The sequence below is a fragment of the Kitasatospora sp. NPDC096128 genome (assembly GCF_040303105.1).
GTDB lineage: Bacteria > Actinomycetota > Actinomycetes > Streptomycetales > Streptomycetaceae > Kitasatospora.
Genome location: NZ_JBEOSP010000018.1, coordinates 142920 through 163363 on the forward strand (window position 1 = coordinate 142920; position 20444 = coordinate 163363).

Below are 20444 nucleotides of genomic sequence, written 5' to 3' on the forward strand. Positions count from 1 at the left end.
CGGAAACGGCCCGGCCGCCCGGCGGCGCCGGGGGCCGGGCCGCAGGGGTGCGGGCCGGGGCCGGGATCAGGCCTCCTCGCCGCCCTCGCCTTCGCCGTCCTCGCCCTCGATCTCGTTCTGCAGGCCGAGGCGCTCGACGATCCACTGCTCGAAGCCGACCGCGGCCTGGGTCCAGTTCGCGGTGGTGGTGACGAAGTAGTCCAGGTTGACGCCGGTGCCGACGATCATCTGGGCCTCGCCGATCAGGCGGACCACGCCGTCCTCGTGGGTGTGGGTGTACACCTTGGGCCACAGGGTCTCGCGGTTCCACTCGTCGATCAGGTCGAGGATCTCGCCCTTCTTCTCCAGCGGGTACGCGCGGTCGTAGAAGGCGCGGACCGCGAAGAGCTCCTTCTGCTCGCCGCGGAACATGTAGTAGACGCGGAAGCCTTCCCAGGGGGCGGTGAGGTCGCCCTCCTCGTCCACGACGTGCTTCAGCTGCATCTGGTCGAGCAGCTGGGCGACCAGGCTCTGCTCCGGGACGACGATCGGCGGAGGGCCGGCCGGTCGGCCACCCTGGCCGCCGGGCTGGCCGCCCTGGGGCACGCCGAACGACGGGATGGACGACGGGTCGATGCTCATGGGGGTCCTCTTCCTCAGTGCACGTGGTGGCCGGCAATGAGAGGCCGCCCTTTCCACCTCCCATCCTGCCTCATCCTGGGCGCCGCTCACAGGGGCACCGGGGGGCGCGTCGATCTTCCTCCGGGGGCGTCCGGAGGCCTTCGTCACGCACGGTGTCCGGGGTGCGGTGGCCCCGCCGCGCGCCCGGCGCGGGCGTGAGCCAAGTCACGCGCCCGGCGCCCGGGTTCGCCTGCCGTACGGGCCGGATGCGGTTAGCGTGCGACGGAAATCACCCGGGGCAAAGTCCTTCTCCCCCGGGTGAGTTGAGGTGTTTCGAACCGATGGGGGGAACGGGGATGGAGCGTACGGTGACCGGGGAGGGCGCCTCGCTCGGGGCGCTGCTGCGGAACATCCGGCTGGACCGGGGGATGACGCAGGAGCAGCTGGGGGAGGCGTCGGGGCTGAGCGTGCGGTCGATCCGCGACCTGGAGCGGGGGGTGTCCTGCCCGCGGGTGTCCACCTTGCGGCTGCTCACCCAGACCTGGAGCCTCCCGGAGTCCCAGGGGGCCGAGCTGCACCGGCTGGCGCGCGCCTGGCGGGACCACTCGCGGCGTCGGCGACGGGCGTCGGCGGACTAGCCGGTCCGGCGGATCAGGGCCGGTCCGGCGTTGTCGGGCAGGCGCGGCGCGGGCCGCCGCCTCGCGTGCGCGAGGCGGCGGCCCGTACCCGGTGCCTACTTCTCCAACGGCCCCCGGCCGCGGACCGTGAGCCGGTCGCTCTCGTCGTCCCGCTCGACCAGCACGGTGTCCCCGTCGTGCACCTGGCCGGAGAGGATCGCCCGGGCGAGCTGGTCGCCGATCGCGGACTGCACCAGCCGGCGCAGCGGGCGGGCGCCGTACGCCGGGTCGTACCCGGTGAGGGCCAGCCAGTCGCGGGCCGCGGCGGAGACCTCCAGGGTGAGCCGTCGCTCGCGCAGCCGCTCGCCGAGGCGGGCCACTTGCAGGTCGACGATCCGGCTGAGCTCGGCCGTGCCCAGCGGGTCGAAGACCACGATGTCGTCCAGCCGGTTGAGGAACTCCGGCTTGAACGCGGCCCGGACGGAGTCCAGCACCAGGGCCTTCTTCTTGTCCTCCGGGGTGGTCGGGTCGACCAGGTAGTGCGAGCCCAGGTTGGAGGTGAGGATCAGGATCGCGTTGCGGAAGTCCACCGTGCGGCCCTGGCCGTCGGTGAGCCGGCCGTCGTCCAGCACCTGGAGCAGCACGTCGAAGACCTCCGGGTGGGCCTTCTCCACCTCGTCCAGCAGCACCACGCTGTACGGGCGGCGGCGGACCGCCTCGGTGAGCTGGCCGCCCTCCTCGTAGCCGATGTACCCGGGCGGGGCACCGACCAGGCGGGAGACCGAGTGCTTCTCGCCGTACTCGCTCATGTCGATCCGGACCATCGCCCGCTCGTCGTCGAACAGGAAGTCGGCGAGGGCCTTGGCGAGTTCGGTCTTGCCGACGCCCGTCGGGCCGAGGAACAGGAAGGAGCCGGTCGGGCGGTCCGGGTCGGCGATGCCCGAGCGGGTGCGCCGCACCGCGTCCGAGACGGCCTGCACGGCCTCCGCCTGGCCGATCAGGCGCCTGCCCAACTCCTCCTCCATGCGCAGGAGTTTGGCGCTCTCGCCCTCCAGCAGCCGGCCGGCCGGGATGCCCGTCCAGGAGGCGACCACATCGGCCACGTCGTCCGGGCCGACCTCCTCCTTGACCATCGAGGGGGAGGCGGAGCCGGGCTCGGCGTTTGCGGTGGCGGCGCGCTCCTGGGCCTCGGTGAGCTCCGTCTCGGCGGCGGGGATCTCGGCGTACATCAGCTTGGAGGCCCGCTCGAAGTCCCCGTCGCGCTGGGCCCGTTCGAGCGCTCCGTGCAGATCGTCCAGCCGCTCCTTGAGCTCGCCGACCCGGTTGAGGCTCTTCTTCTCCTGCTCCCAGCGCGCCGTCAGCACGCTCAACTGCTCGTTCTTGTCGGCGAGATCGCGCCGCAGCCGGGCGAGGCGGTCGATCGAGGCCGGATCCGACTCCTTCTCCAGGGCGAGCTCCTCCATCCGCAAGCGGTCGACGGCGCGCTGGAGTTCGTCGATCTCGACCGGGGAGGAGTCGATCTCCATCCGCAGCCGGGAGGCCGCCTCGTCGACCAGGTCGATCGCCTTGTCGGGCAGGAAGCGGGAGGTGATGTAGCGGTTGGACAGGGTGGCCGCGGCGACCAGGGCGGCGTCCGAGATCTGCACCTTGTGGTGCGCCTCGTACCGGCCCTTGAGGCCGCGCAGGATGGCGATCGAGTCCTCCACGCTGGGCTCGCCGACCAGCACCTGCTGGAAGCGGCGCTCCAGGGCCGGGTCCTTCTCGATCCGCTCGCGGTACTCGTCCAGCGTGGTGGCGCCGACCATCCGCAGCTCGCCGCGGGCCAGCATCGGCTTGAGCATGTTGCCCGCGTCCATCGCGGAGTCGCCGCCGGCGCCCGCGCCGACCATGGTGTGCAGCTCGTCGATGAACGTGACGACCTGGCCGTCGGAGGACTTGATGTCGTTCAGGACGGCCTTCAGCCGTTCCTCGAACTCGCCGCGGAACTTGGCGCCGGCCACCATCGCGCTGAGGTCCAGCGCGACCAGCCGCTTGCCGCGCAGCGACTCCGGCACGTCACCGGCCACGATGCGCTGGGCCAGGCCCTCGACCACGGCCGTCTTGCCGACGCCGGGCTCGCCGATCAGCACCGGGTTGTTCTTCGTCCGGCGGGAGAGCACCTGGACCACCCGGCGGATCTCGTGGTCCCGGCCGATCACCGGGTCGAGCTTGCCGTCCCGGGCGGCCTGGGTGAGGTCGGTGCCGTACTTCTCCAGGGCCTTGTAGGTGCCCTCCGGATCCGGCGACGTCACCCGGCCGCTGCCCCGGACGTCCTTGAACGCGGCGAGCAGCGCCTTCGGCGTCGCGCCCTGCTGCGCCAGCAGCTCGGCGACCGCCCCGCCCTCGGCGGCCAGGCCGACCAGCAGGTGCTCGGTGGAGACGTACTGGTCGTCCAGGTCGTCCGCACGCCGGCCGGCCTCGGTGAGCACGGCGAGGGTGTCCCGGGCCAGCTGCGGGGCCGAGACCGTCGAGCCCGTCGCGCTGGGCAGCGCCGTCAGCTGGCGGCGCGCCTCGGCGTCGACCCGGGCGGCGTTCGCCCCGACCGCCTCCAGCAGGGGCCGGGCGATGCCCTCGGGCTGCTCCAGCAGGGCGATCAGGATGTGCACCGGCCTGACGTCCGGGTTTCCGGTCGCGCCCGCCTGCCGGATGGCGGTGGCCAGGGCGTCCTGCGTCTTGGTGGTGAACTTGCTCGCGTCCACTGCTGGGGGATCCTCCCTCGTCGTCCTTCACTGCTGCTTTCACTGCTGCCAGGTACAGCATGCACTAAGTTGAGTGTATTCCGCTCAACTTTCTCCTGGAAGGCTTCCAGAGGGCTTTCCGGAGGACTCGGCCCCCGGGTTCAGGCCTTCCGTCCCAGGTGCCGGCGGGCGCTCCGCCGGGTCAACCCCAGCAGTTCCCGGGCCGGCCCGCCCGGCCGCTGCCCGGCCGGCCACACCGCCCGCAGCGGCCGCCGCAGGTCCAGCTCCTCCGCCAGCGGCACCTCGACCAGCCGTCGGGTGGTCAGCTCCTCCACCACCGCCAGCTCGCTCAGGCAGACCGGCCCGGCCCCGGTCATCGCCGCCCCCTTCAACGCCGTGGACGAGGCCAGCTCCATCCGGGGCTGGGCCGCGCCCCCGTACGGCGCCAGCGCCATCTCCAGCACCTCCCGGGTGCCCGAGCCCGGCTCGCGCAGCACCAGCGGGGTGCCCGCCAGCTCCGCCCCGGTCAGCGGGGTGCGGCGGCGCGCCCAGCGGTGGCCGGGCGCCACCACGACCACCAGCCGGTCCGCCGCCACCACCGCGCCGGCCAGCCCCGGTGGGGTGGTCGGGCCCTCGACGAAGCCGAGGTCGGCGTCCCCGGCCAGCACGTGCCCGGCGACCTCCGCCGAGTTCGCCGTCCGCAACGTCACCGCCGTCCCCGGACTGGCCTCGGCCAGCGCCATCAGCCAGCCCGGCATCAGGTACTCGGCGACGGTCAGGCTGGCCACCACCCGCAGCTTGGCGTCCCGCCGTTCGCGCAGCGCGTCGATCCCGGCGTCCAGCGCCTGCGCCGCCTCCACCACCTGGCGAGCCCACTCGACCACCAGCCGGCCCGCCTCGGTCGGCCGGCTGCCCCGGGGCGAGCGCTCCAGCAGCGGGACGCCGATCTGCCGTTCCATGCCCTTGATCCGGGCGCTCGCGGTCGGCTGGCTCACGCCCAGCTCGCCTGCGGCCCGGCCGACGCTGCCCAGTCGGGCCACCGCGAGCAGTAGTTCCAGGGCACCCAGTTCGGGGACGTGCGGAGAGAGGGGCATAGGTTCAGGCTATGCCCTCATAGAACCCGCGTCGCTACCGGCGGCCGGGCCGTTCGGCGACGGTGGAACCATGTCCACCTCGGCCGATGTCCGCCCGCTCACCAGCCCCGCCGCTCCTGCCCGCTCCTCCGAGCAGCCCCGGCCGTCCCGCCTCTCCGGTCTCTCCCGCCTCCCGCGCCCCGATCTCGCCCAGCTCGGCCCCAACTGGTACGCCGCCGTGATGGGCACCGCGATCGTGGCCAACGGCGCCGCCGCCCTGCCGGTCCGGCTGCCCGGGCTGATCGGCTTCGGCGAGGTGATGTGGGCGCTCGGCGCGGCCGCCCTGCTGCTGCTGGCCGGCGCCCGGCTGGTGCACCTCACCCGGCACCGCGAGGCGGCCCGCACCCAGCTGCTGGACAACCCGGCCACCGCCGTCTTCTACGGCTGCCCGCCGATGGCGCTGCTGGCGGTCGGGCTCGGCACCCTGCTGCTCGGCTCCCGGGTCATCGGCACCGGCCCGGCCGTCGTCCTGGACGCCGTGCTGTGGGGCGTCGGCACGCTCTACGCGCTGACCGTCGCGGCCGGCATCCCGTACCTGATGATCACCCGGCACCGGGTGTCCGCCCTGGAGGCCAACCCGACCTGGCTGCTGCCCGTGGTCGCCCCGCTGGTCGCCTCCGCCTGCGGCCCGGCGCTCGTCCCCCACCTGCCCGCCGGAACACCGCAGCAGGCCCTGCTGTACGGCTGCTGGGCCCTGTTCGGGATCGGCCTGCTGGCCACCCTGGTGCTGCTGCCCGTGGTGTTCACCGGCCTGTTCCACAGCAAGCTGCCCACCCTGGTGCTCACCCCCGCGCTGTTCCTGGTGCTCGGCCCGCTCGGCCAGTCGGTCACCGCGATCCACCAGCTCGCCGACCAGAGCCGCCCGGTGCTGCCCGTACTGGCGCCCGTCCTGCTGCCGCTGGCCGAGCTGTACGGCGTCGCGGTGATGGGCGTCGCGATGCTCTGGCTGGCCGTCGCGCTCGCCGCCAACCTGCGCGCCCGGCGGGCCGGGATGCCGTTCGCGATGACCTGGTGGGCGTTCACCTTCCCGGTCGGCACCTGCGTCACCGGCGCCTCCGCGCTCGCCCGGCACACCGGCTTCGGCGGCTTCACCGGCCTCGCCGTCGGGCTCTACCTGCTGCTGGGCACCGCCTGGGTGCTCGCCGCGACCGGTACGGCCACCGGGCTGCTGCGCGGCCGGCTGCTGGCGCGCTGAGCCGGGGCGCCGCCGTCCGCCGTGGCGCGCTGAGCTGCGCAGCAGCACGCCGTCGTTGCAGGAACGCGCAGCTGCACGATGGCGGCGCACCGCCGACCGCCGCCCGCCACCCGCACCCCCCGCTGGCCTCGGGCTTTACCGGAATCCCGCCCGCCGCCCGCAGCCCCGCACCCGCTGCGGGATGCAGATAGCTGCAATTGCGCGAACCTGCACTCGGGCGGCACTTGTCCACCGGCCGTCACGCTGTGAGGGTGGAGGTACGCCAGGTCGTCCGGGCACCGCAGCCCGATGGTGGCGACTTGCTCTTCAGAACTGACCACGGGTGCGTCCCGCACCTGTGGAACGGGGGGGGGAAGAGCCCTGGCCGGGATCCATGTGTGGTGATGGAGCCCGGGCCGGAGCCGGCGAGGCGTTGCTGCTCCGCCTCGACGGAAGCGCCTAGGCATTGGCGTGCTGATGGCGGCCCCCGGGCCCCGTGTGCGACGGCACCCGGACCCGGGGGCCCGCCGTCCGGCCGGTAGCGTGAGACGCCCGGCCACCGGTATCCGCGGACCGCGTACCCCGCTCCCCGCGCGTACGGGCGGGGAAGGCAACAGGGGAGAGGCGTCCGGCAGGGAGAGTACGACGTGACGGCGGAACCGGCGGTCGTGCCGCACCATGCGGTACCCGAGGGCGGAGAACCCGACGAGGCCGCCCGACAGCTCTACCTGGCGATCATCGCCGAAGGCGGCCGCATCCCGTTCGCCGACATCACCGACGTCGACCGGATCGCGCTCCGGCAGCTCCTCGACATCGGCCTCGTCATGGCCAACCGGATGGACCGCTGCTACACCGCCGTCAGCCCGCGCTCCGTCAGCGACCGGCTCGGCGCCGAACTCCGCAGCGAGGCCACCCGACTGCTGGTCCGCGCCGAGAACCTCCCCGGCGCCCTCGACGGCCTCACCCGCGCCTACGACGCGATGCCCCGCCCGTCCGGCGGCTCCGGCGGCGCGGTCTACGTCGAGGGGCACGTCCACATCCGCCAGCGGATCTCCCAACTGGTCTCCGACTGCCGCTCCGAGGTGCTCACCGCCCAACCCGGCCACCGACCCGCCGACACCCTCCAGGTCGCCCTCGACCAGGACGTCCAACTCCTCCAGCGCGGCTGCTCGCTGCGCACCATCTACCAGCCCGTCGCCCTCGTCGAACCCGCCGCCCTCGCCTACGCCGAGAAGGTCACCCGGCACGGCTCGCAGATCCGGGTCCTCGACGAGCCCTTCCAGCGCCTGATCGTCTTCGACCGCAGCGTCGCCGTCATCTCCGCCAACGACGACAACAGCACCGCCGCGTTCATCAGCGACCCCGCCACCCTCGCCTTCCTGATCGGCGGCTTCGAGCGCGACTGGGCCCGCGCCGACACCGCCGAAGCCGCCGCCGCCCTCGGCCACGGCCCCGCCCGCACCATCCCCGACCGGGTCGGCCGGCTGCTCGCCCGCGGCCTCACCCAACGCGCCGTCGCCACCCGCCTCGGCCTCAGCGAACGCACCGTGGCCGGCCACATCTCCCGCCTCCGCGACCGGTACGGCGCCCAGACCCTCTTCCAGCTCGGCTGGCTGATGAGAGGCGCCGGCGATGACCGATGAACCCGGTTCGGCCGAGCAATCCCTCTACCTCGCCGTCGTCCGCGCCGGCGGCCGGCTGTGCCCCGAGGAGCTCGCCCCCGCCGACCGCCCCACCGTCGCGGCCCTCGTCGCCCGCGGGCTCCTCACTCCCACCGCCACCGGCTACACCGCCGCCAACCCGCGCGCCCTCGGCGACCGCCTCGGCGCCGAACTCCGCCACCGGGCCACCCGGTTGCTGGTCCACGCCGAACGGCTGCCGGGCGCCCTCCAGCCGCTCTCCCGCGCCTACGAGGCGCTCCACCGGCCGTCCGTAGCCGACGGGGCCGGTGCCGTCGACACCGCCCGGCTCGGCGGCACCGGCGCCGCCGTCCGCCAGTGCCTCTCCGAACTCCTCGCCGGGTGCAAGCAGGAGTTCCTCGCCGCCCGACCCGGCCACCACGCCACCGAGGCCCTCCGGACGGCCCTCGCCCAGGACCTCGCCCTGCTCCGGCGCGGCTGCTCGATGCGCACCCTCCACCAGCCCGGCGCCCTCGACGACCCCGCCGCACTGCGCCAGGTCGCCCTCCGCAGCGGCGAGGGCGCCGAGGTCCGGGTGCTCGCGGAACCGTACGAGCGGGTCCTGGTCTTCGACCGCTCGGTGGCCGTCATCCCCGCCGCCGAGGACCGCAGCCGCGCCGCCGTCGTCACCGACCCCACCACCATCGCCTACCTGGTCGCCCAGTTCGAACGCGACTGGGCCCGCGCCACCCCCGCCGACCGCAACCTCCGCGCCCCCCACCCCACCACCGTCCGGATCGGCCGGCTGCTCGCCCGCGGCCTCACCCAACGCGCCGTCGCCACCCGCCTCGGCCTCAGCGAACGCACCGTCGCCGCCCACATCGCCCGCCTGCGCGACCGCTACGGCGCCCGGACCCTCTTCCACCTCGGCTGGCACCTCCGCGGAGAGCGCCATGGCTGATGACCCCACCACCCTCCTCGCCGCCGCCCTCCCCGACGACGGCGGCCGTGCCCTCTACCTCACCGTCCTCCGCGAGGGCGGCCGCATCCGCGCCGCGGAGGTCGGCCCGGGCGACCGGGAGGCGCTCGGGCGACTGGTGGAACTCGGTCTGTTGGTTCCGCAGTTGGTCGACAGCTCGTACAGTGCGGTCGATCCCCGCGCGGTCGCCGAACGCATCGGCGCCGACATCCGCAGGGTCGGCGCCCGACTGCTGACCGAGGCGGACCAGGTCCCCGAGCAACTGCGCGACCTCACCCATGCCTACGACACCGCACCCCGGCGGGAACCGAGCCTCGGCCGGGCCCGGGTCATCACCGGCAAGGCGGAGATCCGGCACGAAGTGGCGCAGCTGACCGAGGAGTTCGCCGGCGAAGTCCTGAGTGCCCAACCCGGTGCCATGCGTGATGCCGGTCAGTTCGCCGAATCCCTCGTCCGCACCGGCCGCTACCTCGAACGCGGCGGCGCCATCCGATGCCTGTTCGAGCTCGGCGCCCGTACCGACCCCGGGGCCGTGGCCTATGCGGCGGCGGCCACGGGGCTCGGCTGCGCGATCCGGGTGCTCGACCGCCCGTTCAAGCGCTTCCTGGTCTTCGGCCGGACCGTCGCCGTCATCCCCGCAGCCCCTGACCTCAACAGTGCCGCCGTCGTCGACGACCCGGCGACGGTGGCCTTCATCGTCGATGCCTTCGAGCAGCTGTGGCACCAATCCGACGGCGTCAACTGGGCTGCCTTGGCGGAGGGTTCAACCGAACCCGACGCCCCCGGCCAGATCGGCCGCCTGCTCGCCCAGGGTCTCACCCAGCGCTCGATCGCGAGCCGTATGGGCCTGAGCGAGCGCACGGTCGCCGGCCACATCGCCCGCCTGCGGGAGCTGTACGACGCGGAGACGTTGTTCCAGCTGGGCTGGCAGATGCGGGGAGCCCGCGATGCCTGAGCCCGACCTGCCCGATGCCGCCGCCCGCGAGCTCTACCGCGCGATCCTGGCCGAAGGCGGCCGGATCCGCCTCAGCGACATCCGCTCCGAGGACGAGTCCACCGTCCGGCAGCTCGCCGACCTCGGCCTGCTGGTTCTCCGTACCGCCGACGGCACCTACAGCGCGGTGAACCCGCGCGCCGTCGGTGAGCGCATCGGTGCGGACCTCAGGGAGGAGAGCGCCCGCCTGCTCGCCCGGGCCGCCGCTGTCCCGGACCTGCTGGACGACCTGACCCAGGCCTACGACACCGCGCCCCGTCGCGCCGATCCGGTCGGTGGAGTGCGGCGGGTGGTCGGCATGGTGGAGATCCGGCACCTGATCTCGCAGCTGGTCAAGGACTACCCGCACGAGGCCTTCGCCGCCCAGCCTGGTCCCCGTCCCCACGCTCACATGCGGGACTCGCTCGATCAAAGCCGCCGCTACGTCGAAGCGGGCGGGGTGGTGCACACCCTCTTCGAGCCGTCGGCCTGCTCCGATCGACGGACGGTCGAGTACGCGCTGCACTCCACCCAGGCAGGCGCCCCGATCCGGCTGCTGGAGGGGCCCTTCATCAGGACGCTGATCTTCGACCGCACCGTGTCCGTCATCCCGGCCACCCCCGATCACACGGTCGCCGCCGTGGTCGAGGACGCCGCGATGGTCGCCTACCTGGTGGGGGTCTTCGAGCAGCAGTGGCAGCAGGCCCAGGTCGTGGACTGGGAGTCACTCGCAGCCGGCTCCGCCCCGATAGCCCACGAACAGGTGGGTCGTCTGCTCGCCAGGGGGCTCACGCAGCGGGCGATCGCTACCCGGATGGGCCTGAGCGAACGGACCGTGGCCGGTCACATCGCCCGGCTGCGTGAGGTGTACGACGCGGAGACGTTGTTCCAGCTCGGCTGGCAGATGCGGGGAGCCCGGACGGGGGAGTCCGGTGGATGAGGTCTGCTCAGCCGGTGGCGGTGTTTCAGCCGGTGGCGGCGCCGGTCGGCCAGTAGCCGGGGGTGGCGGTCTGCTGTCGGGGGACGTTGAAGCGGTCGCCGGGGGCGGTCCAGAAGCCCTCGCGGAGGGAGAGCGCCATGCCGGCCCAGTCGAGGGCGGTCTCCACGGTGTGGTGGAGGGCCTCCTGGGACCAGGTGTCGTCGAAGACCAGCGGCAGGACGGGGGCGACCTGCTCGATGGTGGCGATCAGCGGGTTGTGGGTGATGGCCTCGTCGACGAGCAGGACGATCGGCTTCCGCAGCGCCGACGCCCAACCGAGTTCGAGGCTGACGCCGGCCGAGAGCGGGGCGCCGACGTAGGCGAACACCAGGTCCGCGGACTGGAGCGCCCGGAAGTCGGAGGGGACCCGGGGCTCGGGCGCCCGACCGGCGACGGTCCAGGCGTCGCTGTGGTGCGCGCTGTACACGGCGGCACCGCTGCGGAGGAGGGTGGTGCGGAGCGTCGTCAGCCGCGTCCGGCTGGCGAGCGTCACCACGCTGTCCGCGGGGCCGGTCAGCCGCATCAGCGGCGCGGCCAGGAACACACGTGCACGCCGACCCTCAGGGTCATTGCTGAGGTGACGGGAAGCGGAGCCCTGGTAGTGGTCAGTCATGTCGACTCCATTGAAAGGCCGACCGGGTCGGGGGGACGGGGCCCAGCGGCTGCTGCTGTTTGGTGGTTCTCACACCGAAGACGGTCGTTCAGAGGAATTTGATGTGAACACATCCGATGTGTCACGCTCGTACGTGGCGATCAGTCGGTGCACTGATCGTGTCGCCGGGCCCGCCTGCGCGTCCACTGGCCCGAGGTGTCATCTCGCTGCATGGCAGAGAGATGACATGCTGGCCGTCTTCGACTGTGCCCGGAACTTTGGAAGAGTTAGGCCGGACAAGAGTGTTGTGGAGCACCCCTCGCTGACACGTTCGGGATCGTGCAGCATAATCAGCGCTGTGGCTCATGCGCGGTCGATTCGCTGAGCGTTCAACATTGTCCGAAGGGGAGTGGTCACAGTGCGCGAGGCGCGTCGGTGCGCGACCGCTATAGCACTGGCTGTAGTGGCGGTTCTGTTTAGTTCGGCTCCCGTGCACGCTGACGTGATCTGGACCAAGCAGCCTGCTGCCTCCCAGGCGCAGTCCACGGCCACCCGGAACCTTGCCGCTGCCACCATCGCGGATGACGTGATTTGGACTTGAGCGCGTCTCAGTAGGGTGTCTCGGTGTCGTTGAACAGCGGCATGGTGCGGTGGCTTTCGGACAGCTTCCAACCCAGTTGGAACAGAGTGTCAGCCGCGTATTCATCCCGCAGCTCGGCGATGTGGCGGGCGAGTGTGCGCTCGCTCAAGCCCAGGTTCCTAGCTATGACGCGATGGCCGATGCCCTGCAGCATCATCCTGAGGATGTTCTCGCGGAGCCTCGAAACGACCTCCGGGGGGACGTCGAGACCTCCTTGGAACGGGATGGCGCGTTCCCAGAAGCTTTCGAACAGGCTGACCATGAAGCCGATCACGGCCTCGTCCTGAATGAATGCCGCTCGCTGCTGGTCACCGCTGACGGGAATGATCGCGGCGGTGCGGTCGACGATGATCATCCTGGTGAACGGCTCACCCAACGTACGGACCTCGCCGCCGGCAGCGGTCATGGCCGCGACGTAGGCCCGTGTGGGAGCGGAGTACCGCGTGCTCGGCTGGTACAGCGTGCGTCGTGAGACTCCGCGACGGAGCATGTCGGTGTCCAGGGCGATGGCCGCCTCCGTCGGGAAGGAGCGGGAGCCCCCACCCGGCTGGGCGCTCAGTACCTCCTCGCGGCTGCCTTCCATGAGGTCGACCAGTCGGCGGTTGATCTCGGCCAGGCCGTGGAGGTGCTCGATCGGGCCACCGTCGTGCGCCTCGTTTCCTCCGTTGCCATAGGCGTGGGTGAGCTCCTGGAACTCGGCGGGCAGAGCAGCGGCCCGGCTGAGCAGATCGAGGGCCTTGCGTTGCCAGGTCGCCGTGAGAGCGCTGGCAAGTTGCTTTGGGTCGACGGCGACGAGCATTCCCGGATCCTCGATATCCGGTACCAACAAGCCGATTTCGACCAATTCGTGGAGGGAAGCGCGGTCGCCTTCGTCCGCTATGGCGGCGATCACCCTCCCGGGTTCCCGAAGGACGGCCATGTAGAGAGATCTGGCCTCGGGGGAGAGCTGACTGTAGGCGTTGGCCATGGGACCGGATGCCTCAGTCCCACTCATGTTTTGCTCCCTGCCTCGGCTTGGACCCTTCGGCCTTACTCGGTTGTATTCACTACCAGATTTCGCTGCAACTGTCGCATGACCGAACCTGCTCCCACGTGGCAGGAAGGAGCCTGCCATGCCGACGCAGCCGCCGGCACCCCCCGAACAGGAGGGAGCCGGCGGCTGGTGGTGCGGCCAGGGCCCGGTCAGCGCTTGGGGCGCCAGACGACGAGGGCGCTGGATTGCGGGGTCGGGGGCTGGTAGGGCACGAGGTCGCGGCGGTAGGAGGCGTGGACGGCGGCCTCGCGCTGCTGGAGGGCGCTGGCCGCGCCCTCGAGGGAGTCGACCAGCTCGGTGATGCGCGACTGGAGGGCGCTGACCTGGTTCTCCAGCTCGATGATCCGCTTGATGCCGGCCAGGTTGATGCCCTCGTCCTGGGAGAGCCGCTGGACCTCGCGCAGCTGCTGGATGTCCCGGGCGGAGTAGCGGCGGCCGCGGCCTGCGGCGCGGTCGGGGCAGACCAGGCCGAGGCGGTCGTACTGGCGCAGGGTCTGCGGGTGGAGGCCGGAGAGTTCGGCGGCGACCGAGATGACGTACACCGGGGTGTCCTCGGTGAGGACGTACTGCGGCGGGCCGGCGGCGCGCCGGGGGCGGCCGCCGGCGGGGTTGCCGGGGAGGCCTTCACCGAGGCCCGGGCCGATCGGGCCGTTGGAGGCCATCGGGTCCATCGGGTTCGTCGGGTTCATCGGGTTCGGGGACATCTGGTCGTCACGCTCCCTTCGCCGCCCGGAAGAGAGCGGCTCGCGGGTCGTCGGAGGCGGTGGCCTCGCGGTACTGCTCCAGGGCGTTCAGCGCGTCGCCGTCGACGTGCTGGGGGACCACGACCTCGACGGTGACGAGGAGGTCGCCGCGGGTGCCGTCCTTGCGGGTGGCGCCCTTGCCGCGGGCGCGCATGGTGAGACCGTTGGCGCTGCCCGGGGGGAGCTTGAGCTTCACGGCGGGGCCGTTGAGCGTGGGCACCTCGATGGTGGCGCCGAGGGCGGCCTCGGGGAAGGTGACCGGGACGGTGACGGTGAGGTTGTCGCCCTTGCGCCCGAACACCGGGTGGGGGTCGACGTGCACGGTGACGTAGAGGTCGCCGGGCTGGCCGCCGCGTTCGCCCTGGGCGCCCTTGCCCTTGAGCCGGATCCGCTGGTCGGCCTGGACGCCGGCCGGGATGCGGACCTGCATGGTGCGGGCGGAGCTGGCCCGGCCGCTGCCGTGGCAGTCGGTGCACGGGTCGTCGACGATCATGCCCCGGCCGCGGCAGTCCTTGCAGGGCTCGGAGAGCGCGAAGGCGCCCTGGCCGCGGCTGACGGTGCCGGCGCCGACGCAGGTCGGGCAGACCCGGGGGGTGGTGCCGGCCTTGGCGCCGGTGCCGTTGCAGAGGCGGCAGGGGGCTTGGCTGGTCATCCGCAGCGGGACGGTCGCGCCGTCGACGGCTTCCTCGAAGGAGAGCGTCACCTCGGTCTCGACGTCGGCGCCGCGTCGGGGCTGGGCCTGCCGGGCGCCGCCGCGGTTGAAGAGGCCGCCGAAGACGTCGCCGAGTCCGCCGCCGCCACCGGCGCCGCCCTGGCTGCCGCTGAACAGGTCGCCGAAGTCGAACCCGTAGCTGCCGGTGCCGGGGCCGCCGGTGCGGAAGCCGCCGTTGGCGAAGAGGCTGCGGGCCTCGTCGTACTCCTTGCGGCGCTTCTCGTCGGAGAGGACGTCATACGCCTCGGAGATGTCCTTGAAGCGCTCCTCGGCCTTGGCGTCGCCCTTGTTGGCGTCCGGGTGGAACTCGCGCGCCAGCTTGCGGTAGGTCTTCTTGATCTCGGTGGCGGTGGCGTCCTTGGGCACGCCGAGGACCTTGTAGTAGTCCTTCTCCACGTAGTCCTTGCCACTCATGCGCCCACCTCGCTTCGCTCGGCAGCCGCTGAGCGGTACACGCGCCCCTCACTGGTTCGCCCGCTGCGCTCGCTCACGGCTTCCGCCACCTCCCGATGTCCATCGTCACTGTGCTGTCAACAGGCGCGGCAGGAGCCGGGGAAAGAGGTGCCGTTGACAACGCGCTGCGGAGTCGGCCGCCGTACTGGCCGGCGTACGACTCCGCAGCGCACTGGTAGTCAGCTGTCACAGGTTGTCAGCTGTCCGAGCCACCGTCGGACTTGTCCGTGTCGGCGGACTTCGCCTCGGCGTCCGGGCCGGGCGTCGTCTGGGTGCCGGGCTGGGGCTCGGCCACGGCGACCATCGCCGGGCGGATGATCCGCTCGCCGATCCGGTAGCCGGGCTGGAGGATCTGCACGCAGGTGTCCTCGGTGACGTCCGAGGAGTAGCTGTGCATCAGCGCCTCGTGCTGCGTCGGGTCGAAGGGCTCGCCCTCCTTGCCGAACTGCTGCAGGCCCAGCTTGGCGACGACCGTCTCCAGGGAGTCGGAGACGGACTTGAAGCCGCCCGTCACCTCGCCGTGCTCGCGGGCGCGGCCGATGTCGTCCAGGACGGGGATCAGGGACTCCAGGATGTTGGAGACCGCGATCTCGCGGACGGTCAGCCGGTCGCGCTCGACCCGCTTGCGGTAGTTCTGGTACTCGGCCTGCAGCCGCTGCAGGTCCGCGGTGCGCTCGGCCAGCTCACGCTTGGCCGAGGCGAGCTCGTCGGAGCCCTCGCCCGCGCCCGCCGACGCGGCTTCCTCGGCGGCCTTGATCACGGCCTCCTCGGCGGCGGAGTCGTCGCCGGGCTTGCCGCCCTGCGGCTTGTCCGTCATGCCGACGCACCGCCCTTGGGCTTCTCGTCGTCGACGATCTCGGCGTCGACGACGTCGTCCTCCTTGGCGTGGGTGGACTCGCCGGCCGCGGCGGCACCGGCACCGGCGGCGTCGGCGTTGGCGTAGAGCGCCTGGCCGAGCTTCTGGGCGGTGGTGGAGACCTTCTCGGAGGCCTCGCGGATCTTCGCGATGTCCTCGCCCTTGAGGGCTTCCTTGAGCTCGCCGATGGCGGTCTCGACCTCGGTCTTGACGTCGGCCGGCAGCTTGTCGGAGTTGTCGGCGATGAACTTCTCGGTCGAGTAGACGAGCTGCTCGGCAGAGTTGCGGGTCTCGACGGCCTCGCGGCGCTTGTGGTCGTCCTCGGCGTACTGCTCGGCCTCGCGGCGCATGCGGTCGACCTCGTCCTTCGGCAGCGAGGAGCCGCCGGTGACGGTCATCTTCTGCTCCTTGCCGGTGCCGAGGTCCTTCGCGCCGACGTGCATGATGCCGTTGGCGTCGATGTCGAAGGTGACCTCGATCTGCGGCAGGCCGCGCGGCGCCGGCGGGAGGCCGGTCAGCTCGAACATCCCGAGCTTCTTGTTGTACGCGGCGATCTCGCGCTCGCCCTGGTAGACCTGGATCTGCACGGACGGCTGGTTGTCCTCGGCCGTGGTGAAGATCTCGGAGCGCTTGGTCGGGATCGTGGTGTTGCGCTCGATCAGCTTGGTCATGATGCCGCCCTTGGTCTCGATGCCGAGGGACAGCGGGGTGACGTCGAGCAGCAGGACGTCCTTGACCTCGCCCTTGAGGACACCGGCCTGGAGCGCGGCGCCGATGGCGACGACCTCGTCCGGGTTGACGCCCTTGTTGGCGTCCTGGCCGCCGGTCAGCTCCTTGACGAGCTCGGCGACGGCGGGCATGCGGGTCGAGCCACCGACCAGGACGACGTGGTCGATCTCGGAGAGCGAGATGCCGGCGTCCTTGATCACGTTGTGGAACGGAACCTTGCAGCGCTCCAGCAGGTCGGCCGTCAGCTGCTGGAACTGAGCCCGGGTGAGCTTCTCGTCCAGGTGCAGCGGGCCCTCGGCGGAGGCCGTGATGTAGGGCAGGTTGATCGAGGTCTCGGAGGACGAGGACAGCTCGATCTTGGCCTTCTCGGCAGCCTCGCGCAGACGCTGCAGGGCCATCTTGTCCTTGGACAGGTCGACGCCGTGGCCGGACTGGAAGACCTTGACCAGGTGGTCGACGACGCGCTGGTCCCAGTCGTCGCCGCCGAGGTGGTTGTCACCGTTGGTGGCCTTCACCTCGACGACCCCGTCGCCGATCTCCAGCAGGGAGACGTCGAAGGTGCCGCCGCCGAGGTCGAAGACCAGGATGGTCTGGTCGTCCTTGTCCAGGCCGTAGGCCAGGGCGGCCGCGGTGGGCTCGTTGACGATGCGCAGGACGTTGAGGCCCGCGATCTCACCGGCCTCCTTGGTGGCCTGGCGCTCCGAGTCGTTGAAGTACGCCGGGACGGTGATGACGGCGTCGGTGACGGTCTCGCCCAGGTAGGCCTCGGCGTCGCGCTTCAGCTTCTGCAGCACGAAGGCCGAGATCTGCTGCGGGTTGAAGTCCTTGCCGTCGATGTTGATCTTCCACCCGGTGCCCATGTGGCGCTTCACCGAGCGGATGGTGCGGTCGACGTTGGTGACCGCCTGACGCTTGGCCACCTCGCCGACCAGGACCTCGCCGTTCTTGGCGAAGGCGACGACGGACGGCGTGGTCCGAGCGCCCTCGGCGTTCGTGATGACGGTGGGCTCGCCACCCTCCAGAACGCTGACGACCGAGTTCGTCGTACCGAGGTCGATGCCGACCGCGCGTGCCATCGTAAATACCTCCACGGAAGAGTTGAGCTTTACAGGCTCAAGGATGCACGACTCGACGGAGGGCGTCAACAGGTATGAGTGCTCGGCACTCAACTTTGCTGAGGCCGGCGTGAGGAGCGGGGCGTCCGGTCGGTCGGTCGCGGGTGGCTGCGGGGTGGCCGCAGAGCGGTGTGCGGGGCGGCGCGCGTGCGGTCACGTGACTGCCGCCATAGCTTGGGAACCTTCTGGAGGACTGTTGGCGACCTGTAATGTCCGGGCCGTCGGCCCGGCAAGTTACCGACCAGTACAATCGCTCCAGAAAACCGCAGGACCAGCAGGACCGCAGAACCGCAGACACTGCTCAACCGCAAGCCGCAGGAGACGGAGAGCGATGCAACTAGCAGCGATCGTCATCTCGCTGGTCACGTTCGTGATCGGCACCGCGCTCGCCCTCCGTGCGGCGTGGCACATCTTCAGGGTGGTGCTGACCGGCGCCCAGGACTCCACCCGCTTCGGGAAGCCCGCCCAGCGCGTCAAGACCCTGGCCACCGAGTTCTTCGGCCACACCCGGATGAACCGCTGGGGGATCGTGGGCATCGCCCACTGGTTCGTCGCGGTCGGCTTCTTCAGCCTCGTGCTGACCATCGTCAACGCGATGGGCCAGCTCTTCGACCCCGAGTGGGAACTGCCGATCATCGGCGACTGGATGATCTGGCAGCTCTTCGTCGAGCTGGTCGGCACCCTGACCACCCTGGGCATCGTCACCCTGATGGTGATCCGGCTGATGAGCCTGCCGTCCCGGTCGGGCCGCAAGTCCCGGTTCGCCGGCTCCATCGCCTGGCAGGCCTTCTACGTCGAGTACACGATCCTCGGCATCGGCCTGTGCATCCTGATGCTGCGCGCCCTGGAGGGCGCCCTGGCCGGGGTCGACTCGTACGGCCCGGAGCACCTGGTCTCGTACCCGATCACCTCCGCGCTGAGCGGGCTGTCGCACGGCACCCTGGAGAACCTGGTCTACCTGTTCGCGATGCTGAAGATCTGCATCTCGTTCGCGTGGGCGATCACCATCGGCCTCAACCCCTCGATGGGCGTGGCCTGGCACCGCTTCCTCGGCTTCTTCAACATCTACTTCAAGCGCGAGGAGGACGGCGGCACCGCGCTCGGCGCACTCCGTCCGATGACCAGCAAGGGCCGGCCGATCGACTTCGAGGACCCGGCCGACGACGCCGTCTTCGGCGTCTCCCAGGTCGAGCACTTCTCCTGGAAGGGCATCCTCGACTTCTCCACCTGCACCGAGTGCGGCCGCTGCCAGTCGCAGTGCCCCGCCTGGAACACCGGCAAGCCGCTGTCGCCCAAGCTGCTGATCATGAGCCTGCGCGAGCACGTCTACGGCAAGGCGCCGTACCTGCTGGCCGGTGGCGGCAAGGACATGGAGGGCACCGAGCAGGCCACCGCCGAGCAGCTCAAGGACGTCCCGGCGGCCGCCCTGGCCGAGGCCGAGCGCCCGCTGATCGGCACCGCGGAAGAGAACGGCGTCATCGACCCGGACGTGCTGTGGTCCTGCACCACCTGCGGCGCCTGCGTCGAGCAGTGCCCGGTGGACATCGAGCACATCGACCACATCGTCGACATGCGCCGCTACCAGGTGATGATCGAGAGCAACTTCCCGACCGAGGCCGGGACGATGCTCAAGAACCTGGAGAACAAGGGCAACCCGTGGGGCATGGCCACCAAGGCCCGCCTCGACTGGGTCAAGGAGCTCAAGAAGGAGACCGGCATCGAGGTGCCGGTGATCGGTGAGGACATCGACCCCGCCGAGGTCGAGTACCTCTACTGGGTCGGTTGCGCCGGTGCCCTGGAGGACCGCGCCAAGAAGACCACCAAGGCCTTCGCCGAGCTGCTGCACACCGCGGGCGTGAAGTTCGCCATCCTCGGCAAGGAGGAGACCTGCACCGGTGACTCCCCGCGCCGCCTGGGCAACGAGTTCCTCTTCCAGATGCTCGGCGCCCAGAACGTGGAGACGCTGAACGCCGCGCTGGAGGACGCCCCGACCAAGCGGATCGTGGCCACCTGCCCGCACTGCTTCAACACCATCGCCAACGAGTACCCGCAGCTCGGCGGGCACTTCGAGGTGATCCACCACACCCAGCTGCTGCAGCACCTGATCGACGAGGGCAAGCTCGTCCCGGTCAACCCGGTCGAGGGCCTGATCACCTACCACGACCCCTGCTACCTGGGCCGCCACAACAAGGTCTACAGCCCGCCGCGCGAGATCATGGACAAGGTCCCCGGTCTGCGCCAGCAGGAGATGCACCGCCACAAGGAGCGCGGCTTCTGCTGCGGCGCCGGCGGTGCCCGGATGTGGATGGAGGAGCGCATCGGCAAGCGGATCAACACCGAGCGCGTGGACGAGGCGCTGTCGCTCAACCCGGACATCGTCTCCACCGCCTGCCCGTTCTGCCTGGTGATGCTCTCCGACTCGGTCAACGGCAAGAAGAACGAGGGCGCGGCCAAGGAGCACCTGAAGGTGGTCGACGTGGCCCAGCTGCTGCTCGACTCGGTGAAGGCGACCCCGCCGGCCGAGGCCGAGGAGCCCGCGACGGTGGACGCGTAACCGCGGTCACTGCGGTCACCGTTCGCTGTTCGACAGTTCTGCAACAACCGCCCGGCCCGGTGGACGCCGCCAACGCGCCCGCCGGGCCGGGCTTTTCGGTGCCCCGGGCGACGGTCGGCGGTACGGCGGGCGGACGGCGAGTGACGTCAATCGCACGGCTGCCGGACGGGCATTCGGTCGGAAGGAAATACAGTAGGCGCCGGACCGGCTGCGAGCCGGTCGACCC

The 20444-nt window shown here is 71.3% G+C and carries 16 protein-coding genes; 7 read left to right on the forward strand and 9 right to left on the reverse strand.

Going from position 1 to position 20444, the window contains the following annotated elements:
* Positions 1 to 66 precede the first annotated feature (66 nt).
* Positions 67 to 621, reverse strand: coding sequence for a type III secretion system chaperone family protein (locus ABTY61_RS21470; RefSeq protein WP_350506606.1), 555 nt, complete (start codon positions 619 to 621; stop codon positions 67 to 69).
* Between the two features lie 335 nt (positions 622 to 956).
* On the opposite strand from ABTY61_RS21470, the gene ABTY61_RS21475 reads away from it, so the two are divergent.
* Positions 957 to 1238: a helix-turn-helix domain-containing protein gene (locus ABTY61_RS21475; protein WP_350506607.1), complete on the forward strand. Its 282-nt coding sequence runs from the start codon at positions 957 to 959 to the stop codon at positions 1236 to 1238.
* A 95-nt stretch (positions 1239 to 1333) separates the two neighbouring features.
* On the opposite strand, the gene clpB is transcribed toward ABTY61_RS21475, so the two are convergent.
* Together clpB and ABTY61_RS21485 are read right to left on the reverse strand one after the other, a co-directional pair.
* The gene (gene clpB / locus ABTY61_RS21480; protein WP_350506608.1) at positions 1334 to 3955 is read right to left on the reverse strand and encodes an ATP-dependent chaperone ClpB; all 2622 of its coding nucleotides are present in this window, start codon (positions 3953 to 3955) and stop codon (positions 1334 to 1336) included.
* Positions 3956 to 4095: 140 nt separating this feature from the next.
* On the reverse strand, positions 4096 to 5028 hold the full coding sequence (locus ABTY61_RS21485; RefSeq protein ID WP_350506609.1) for a LysR family transcriptional regulator: 933 nt from the start codon (positions 5026 to 5028) through the stop codon (positions 4096 to 4098).
* A gap of 70 nt (positions 5029 to 5098) precedes the next feature.
* Between ABTY61_RS21485 and ABTY61_RS21490 the strand changes: the two genes are divergently transcribed.
* The 5 genes from ABTY61_RS21490 (at position 5099) to ABTY61_RS21510 (ending at position 10752) form a co-directional block, all read left to right on the forward strand.
* Entirely contained in the window at positions 5099 to 6262 is a 1164-nt protein-coding gene (locus tag ABTY61_RS21490) for a TDT family transporter (RefSeq protein WP_350506610.1), read from the forward strand.
* A 626-nt stretch (positions 6263 to 6888) separates the two neighbouring features.
* Positions 6889 to 7884: a LuxR family transcriptional regulator gene (locus tag ABTY61_RS21495; protein ID WP_350506611.1), complete on the forward strand. Its 996-nt coding sequence runs from the start codon at positions 6889 to 6891 to the stop codon at positions 7882 to 7884.
* Positions 7874 to 8821: a LuxR C-terminal-related transcriptional regulator gene (locus ABTY61_RS21500; RefSeq protein WP_350506612.1), complete on the forward strand. Its 948-nt coding sequence runs from the start codon at positions 7874 to 7876 to the stop codon at positions 8819 to 8821. Before ABTY61_RS21495 ends, ABTY61_RS21500 begins: the two co-directional genes overlap by 11 nt.
* Positions 8814 to 9794, forward strand: a complete 981-nt coding sequence (locus ABTY61_RS21505; protein ID WP_350506613.1) for a LuxR C-terminal-related transcriptional regulator — start codon at positions 8814 to 8816, stop codon at positions 9792 to 9794. The genes ABTY61_RS21500 and ABTY61_RS21505 overlap by 8 nt, the downstream gene beginning before the upstream one ends.
* Positions 9787 to 10752, forward strand: a complete 966-nt coding sequence (locus tag ABTY61_RS21510; protein ID WP_350506614.1) for a LuxR family transcriptional regulator — start codon at positions 9787 to 9789, stop codon at positions 10750 to 10752. The genes ABTY61_RS21505 and ABTY61_RS21510 overlap by 8 nt, the downstream gene beginning before the upstream one ends.
* A 25-nt stretch (positions 10753 to 10777) precedes the next feature.
* On the opposite strand, the gene ABTY61_RS21515 is transcribed toward ABTY61_RS21510, so the two are convergent.
* The 6 genes from ABTY61_RS21515 to dnaK form a co-directional block, all read right to left on the reverse strand.
* Positions 10778 to 11404 (reverse strand): hypothetical protein, encoded by a 627-nt coding sequence (locus ABTY61_RS21515; RefSeq protein WP_350506615.1) that lies wholly within the window; start codon positions 11402 to 11404, stop codon positions 10778 to 10780.
* Between the two features lie 587 nt (positions 11405 to 11991).
* Positions 11992 to 12990, reverse strand: a complete 999-nt coding sequence (locus ABTY61_RS21520) for a hypothetical protein (RefSeq protein WP_350506616.1) — start codon at positions 12988 to 12990, stop codon at positions 11992 to 11994.
* A 215-nt stretch (positions 12991 to 13205) separates the two neighbouring features.
* Positions 13206 to 13718 carry a heat shock protein transcriptional repressor HspR gene (locus ABTY61_RS21525; protein ID WP_502895390.1) on the reverse strand — a complete coding sequence of 171 codons (513 nt, stop codon included), beginning with the start codon at positions 13716 to 13718 and terminating at the stop codon, positions 13206 to 13208.
* A 49-nt stretch (positions 13719 to 13767) separates the two neighbouring features.
* Positions 13768 to 14925 carry a molecular chaperone DnaJ gene (dnaJ, locus tag ABTY61_RS21530; protein ID WP_350506618.1) on the reverse strand — a complete coding sequence of 386 codons (1158 nt, stop codon included), beginning with the start codon at positions 14923 to 14925 and terminating at the stop codon, positions 13768 to 13770.
* 235 nt (positions 14926 to 15160) lie between these two features.
* On the reverse strand, positions 15161 to 15781 hold the full coding sequence (gene grpE / locus ABTY61_RS21535; protein ID WP_350506619.1) for a nucleotide exchange factor GrpE: 621 nt from the start codon (positions 15779 to 15781) through the stop codon (positions 15161 to 15163).
* Positions 15778 to 17625 carry a molecular chaperone DnaK gene (dnaK, locus tag ABTY61_RS21540; protein ID WP_350506620.1) on the reverse strand — a complete coding sequence of 616 codons (1848 nt, stop codon included), beginning with the start codon at positions 17623 to 17625 and terminating at the stop codon, positions 15778 to 15780. Before dnaK ends, grpE begins: the two co-directional genes overlap by 4 nt.
* A 370-nt stretch (positions 17626 to 17995) precedes the next feature.
* Between dnaK and ABTY61_RS21545 the strand changes: the two genes are divergently transcribed.
* Positions 17996 to 20218 (forward strand): (Fe-S)-binding protein, encoded by a 2223-nt coding sequence (locus ABTY61_RS21545; protein WP_350506621.1) that lies wholly within the window; start codon positions 17996 to 17998, stop codon positions 20216 to 20218.
* Positions 20219 to 20444 lie beyond the last annotated feature (226 nt).

Bases quoted from the DNA above. Each gene is read 5' to 3' on its own strand.
- ABTY61_RS21525 (WP_502895390.1), bottom strand. From the start codon at position 13,718: ATGGCCTCCAACGGCCCGATCGGCCCGGGCCTCGGTGAAGGCCTCCCC.
- dnaK (WP_350506620.1), bottom strand. From the start codon at position 17,625: ATGGCACGCGCGGTCGGCATCGACCTCGGTACGACGAACTCGGTCGTC.
- ABTY61_RS21505 (WP_350506613.1), top strand. From the start codon at position 8,814: ATGGCTGATGACCCCACCACCCTCCTCGCCGCCGCCCTCCCCGACGAC.
- grpE (WP_350506619.1), bottom strand. From the start codon at position 15,781: ATGACGGACAAGCCGCAGGGCGGCAAGCCCGGCGACGACTCCGCCGCC.
- ABTY61_RS21520 (WP_350506616.1), bottom strand. From the start codon at position 12,990: ATGGCCAACGCCTACAGTCAGCTCTCCCCCGAGGCCAGATCTCTCTAC.
- ABTY61_RS21485 (WP_350506609.1), bottom strand. From the start codon at position 5,028: ATGCCCCTCTCTCCGCACGTCCCCGAACTGGGTGCCCTGGAACTACTG.
- dnaJ (WP_350506618.1), bottom strand. From the start codon at position 14,925: ATGAGTGGCAAGGACTACGTGGAGAAGGACTACTACAAGGTCCTCGGC.
- ABTY61_RS21470 (WP_350506606.1), bottom strand. From the start codon at position 621: ATGAGCATCGACCCGTCGTCCATCCCGTCGTTCGGCGTGCCCCAGGGC.
- ABTY61_RS21510 (WP_350506614.1), top strand. From the start codon at position 9,787: ATGCCTGAGCCCGACCTGCCCGATGCCGCCGCCCGCGAGCTCTACCGC.
- ABTY61_RS21500 (WP_350506612.1), top strand. From the start codon at position 7,874: ATGACCGATGAACCCGGTTCGGCCGAGCAATCCCTCTACCTCGCCGTC.
- ABTY61_RS21515 (WP_350506615.1), bottom strand. From the start codon at position 11,404: ATGACTGACCACTACCAGGGCTCCGCTTCCCGTCACCTCAGCAATGAC.
- ABTY61_RS21475 (WP_350506607.1), top strand. From the start codon at position 957: ATGGAGCGTACGGTGACCGGGGAGGGCGCCTCGCTCGGGGCGCTGCTG.
- ABTY61_RS21545 (WP_350506621.1), top strand. From the start codon at position 17,996: ATGCAACTAGCAGCGATCGTCATCTCGCTGGTCACGTTCGTGATCGGC.
- ABTY61_RS21490 (WP_350506610.1), top strand. From the start codon at position 5,099: ATGTCCACCTCGGCCGATGTCCGCCCGCTCACCAGCCCCGCCGCTCCT.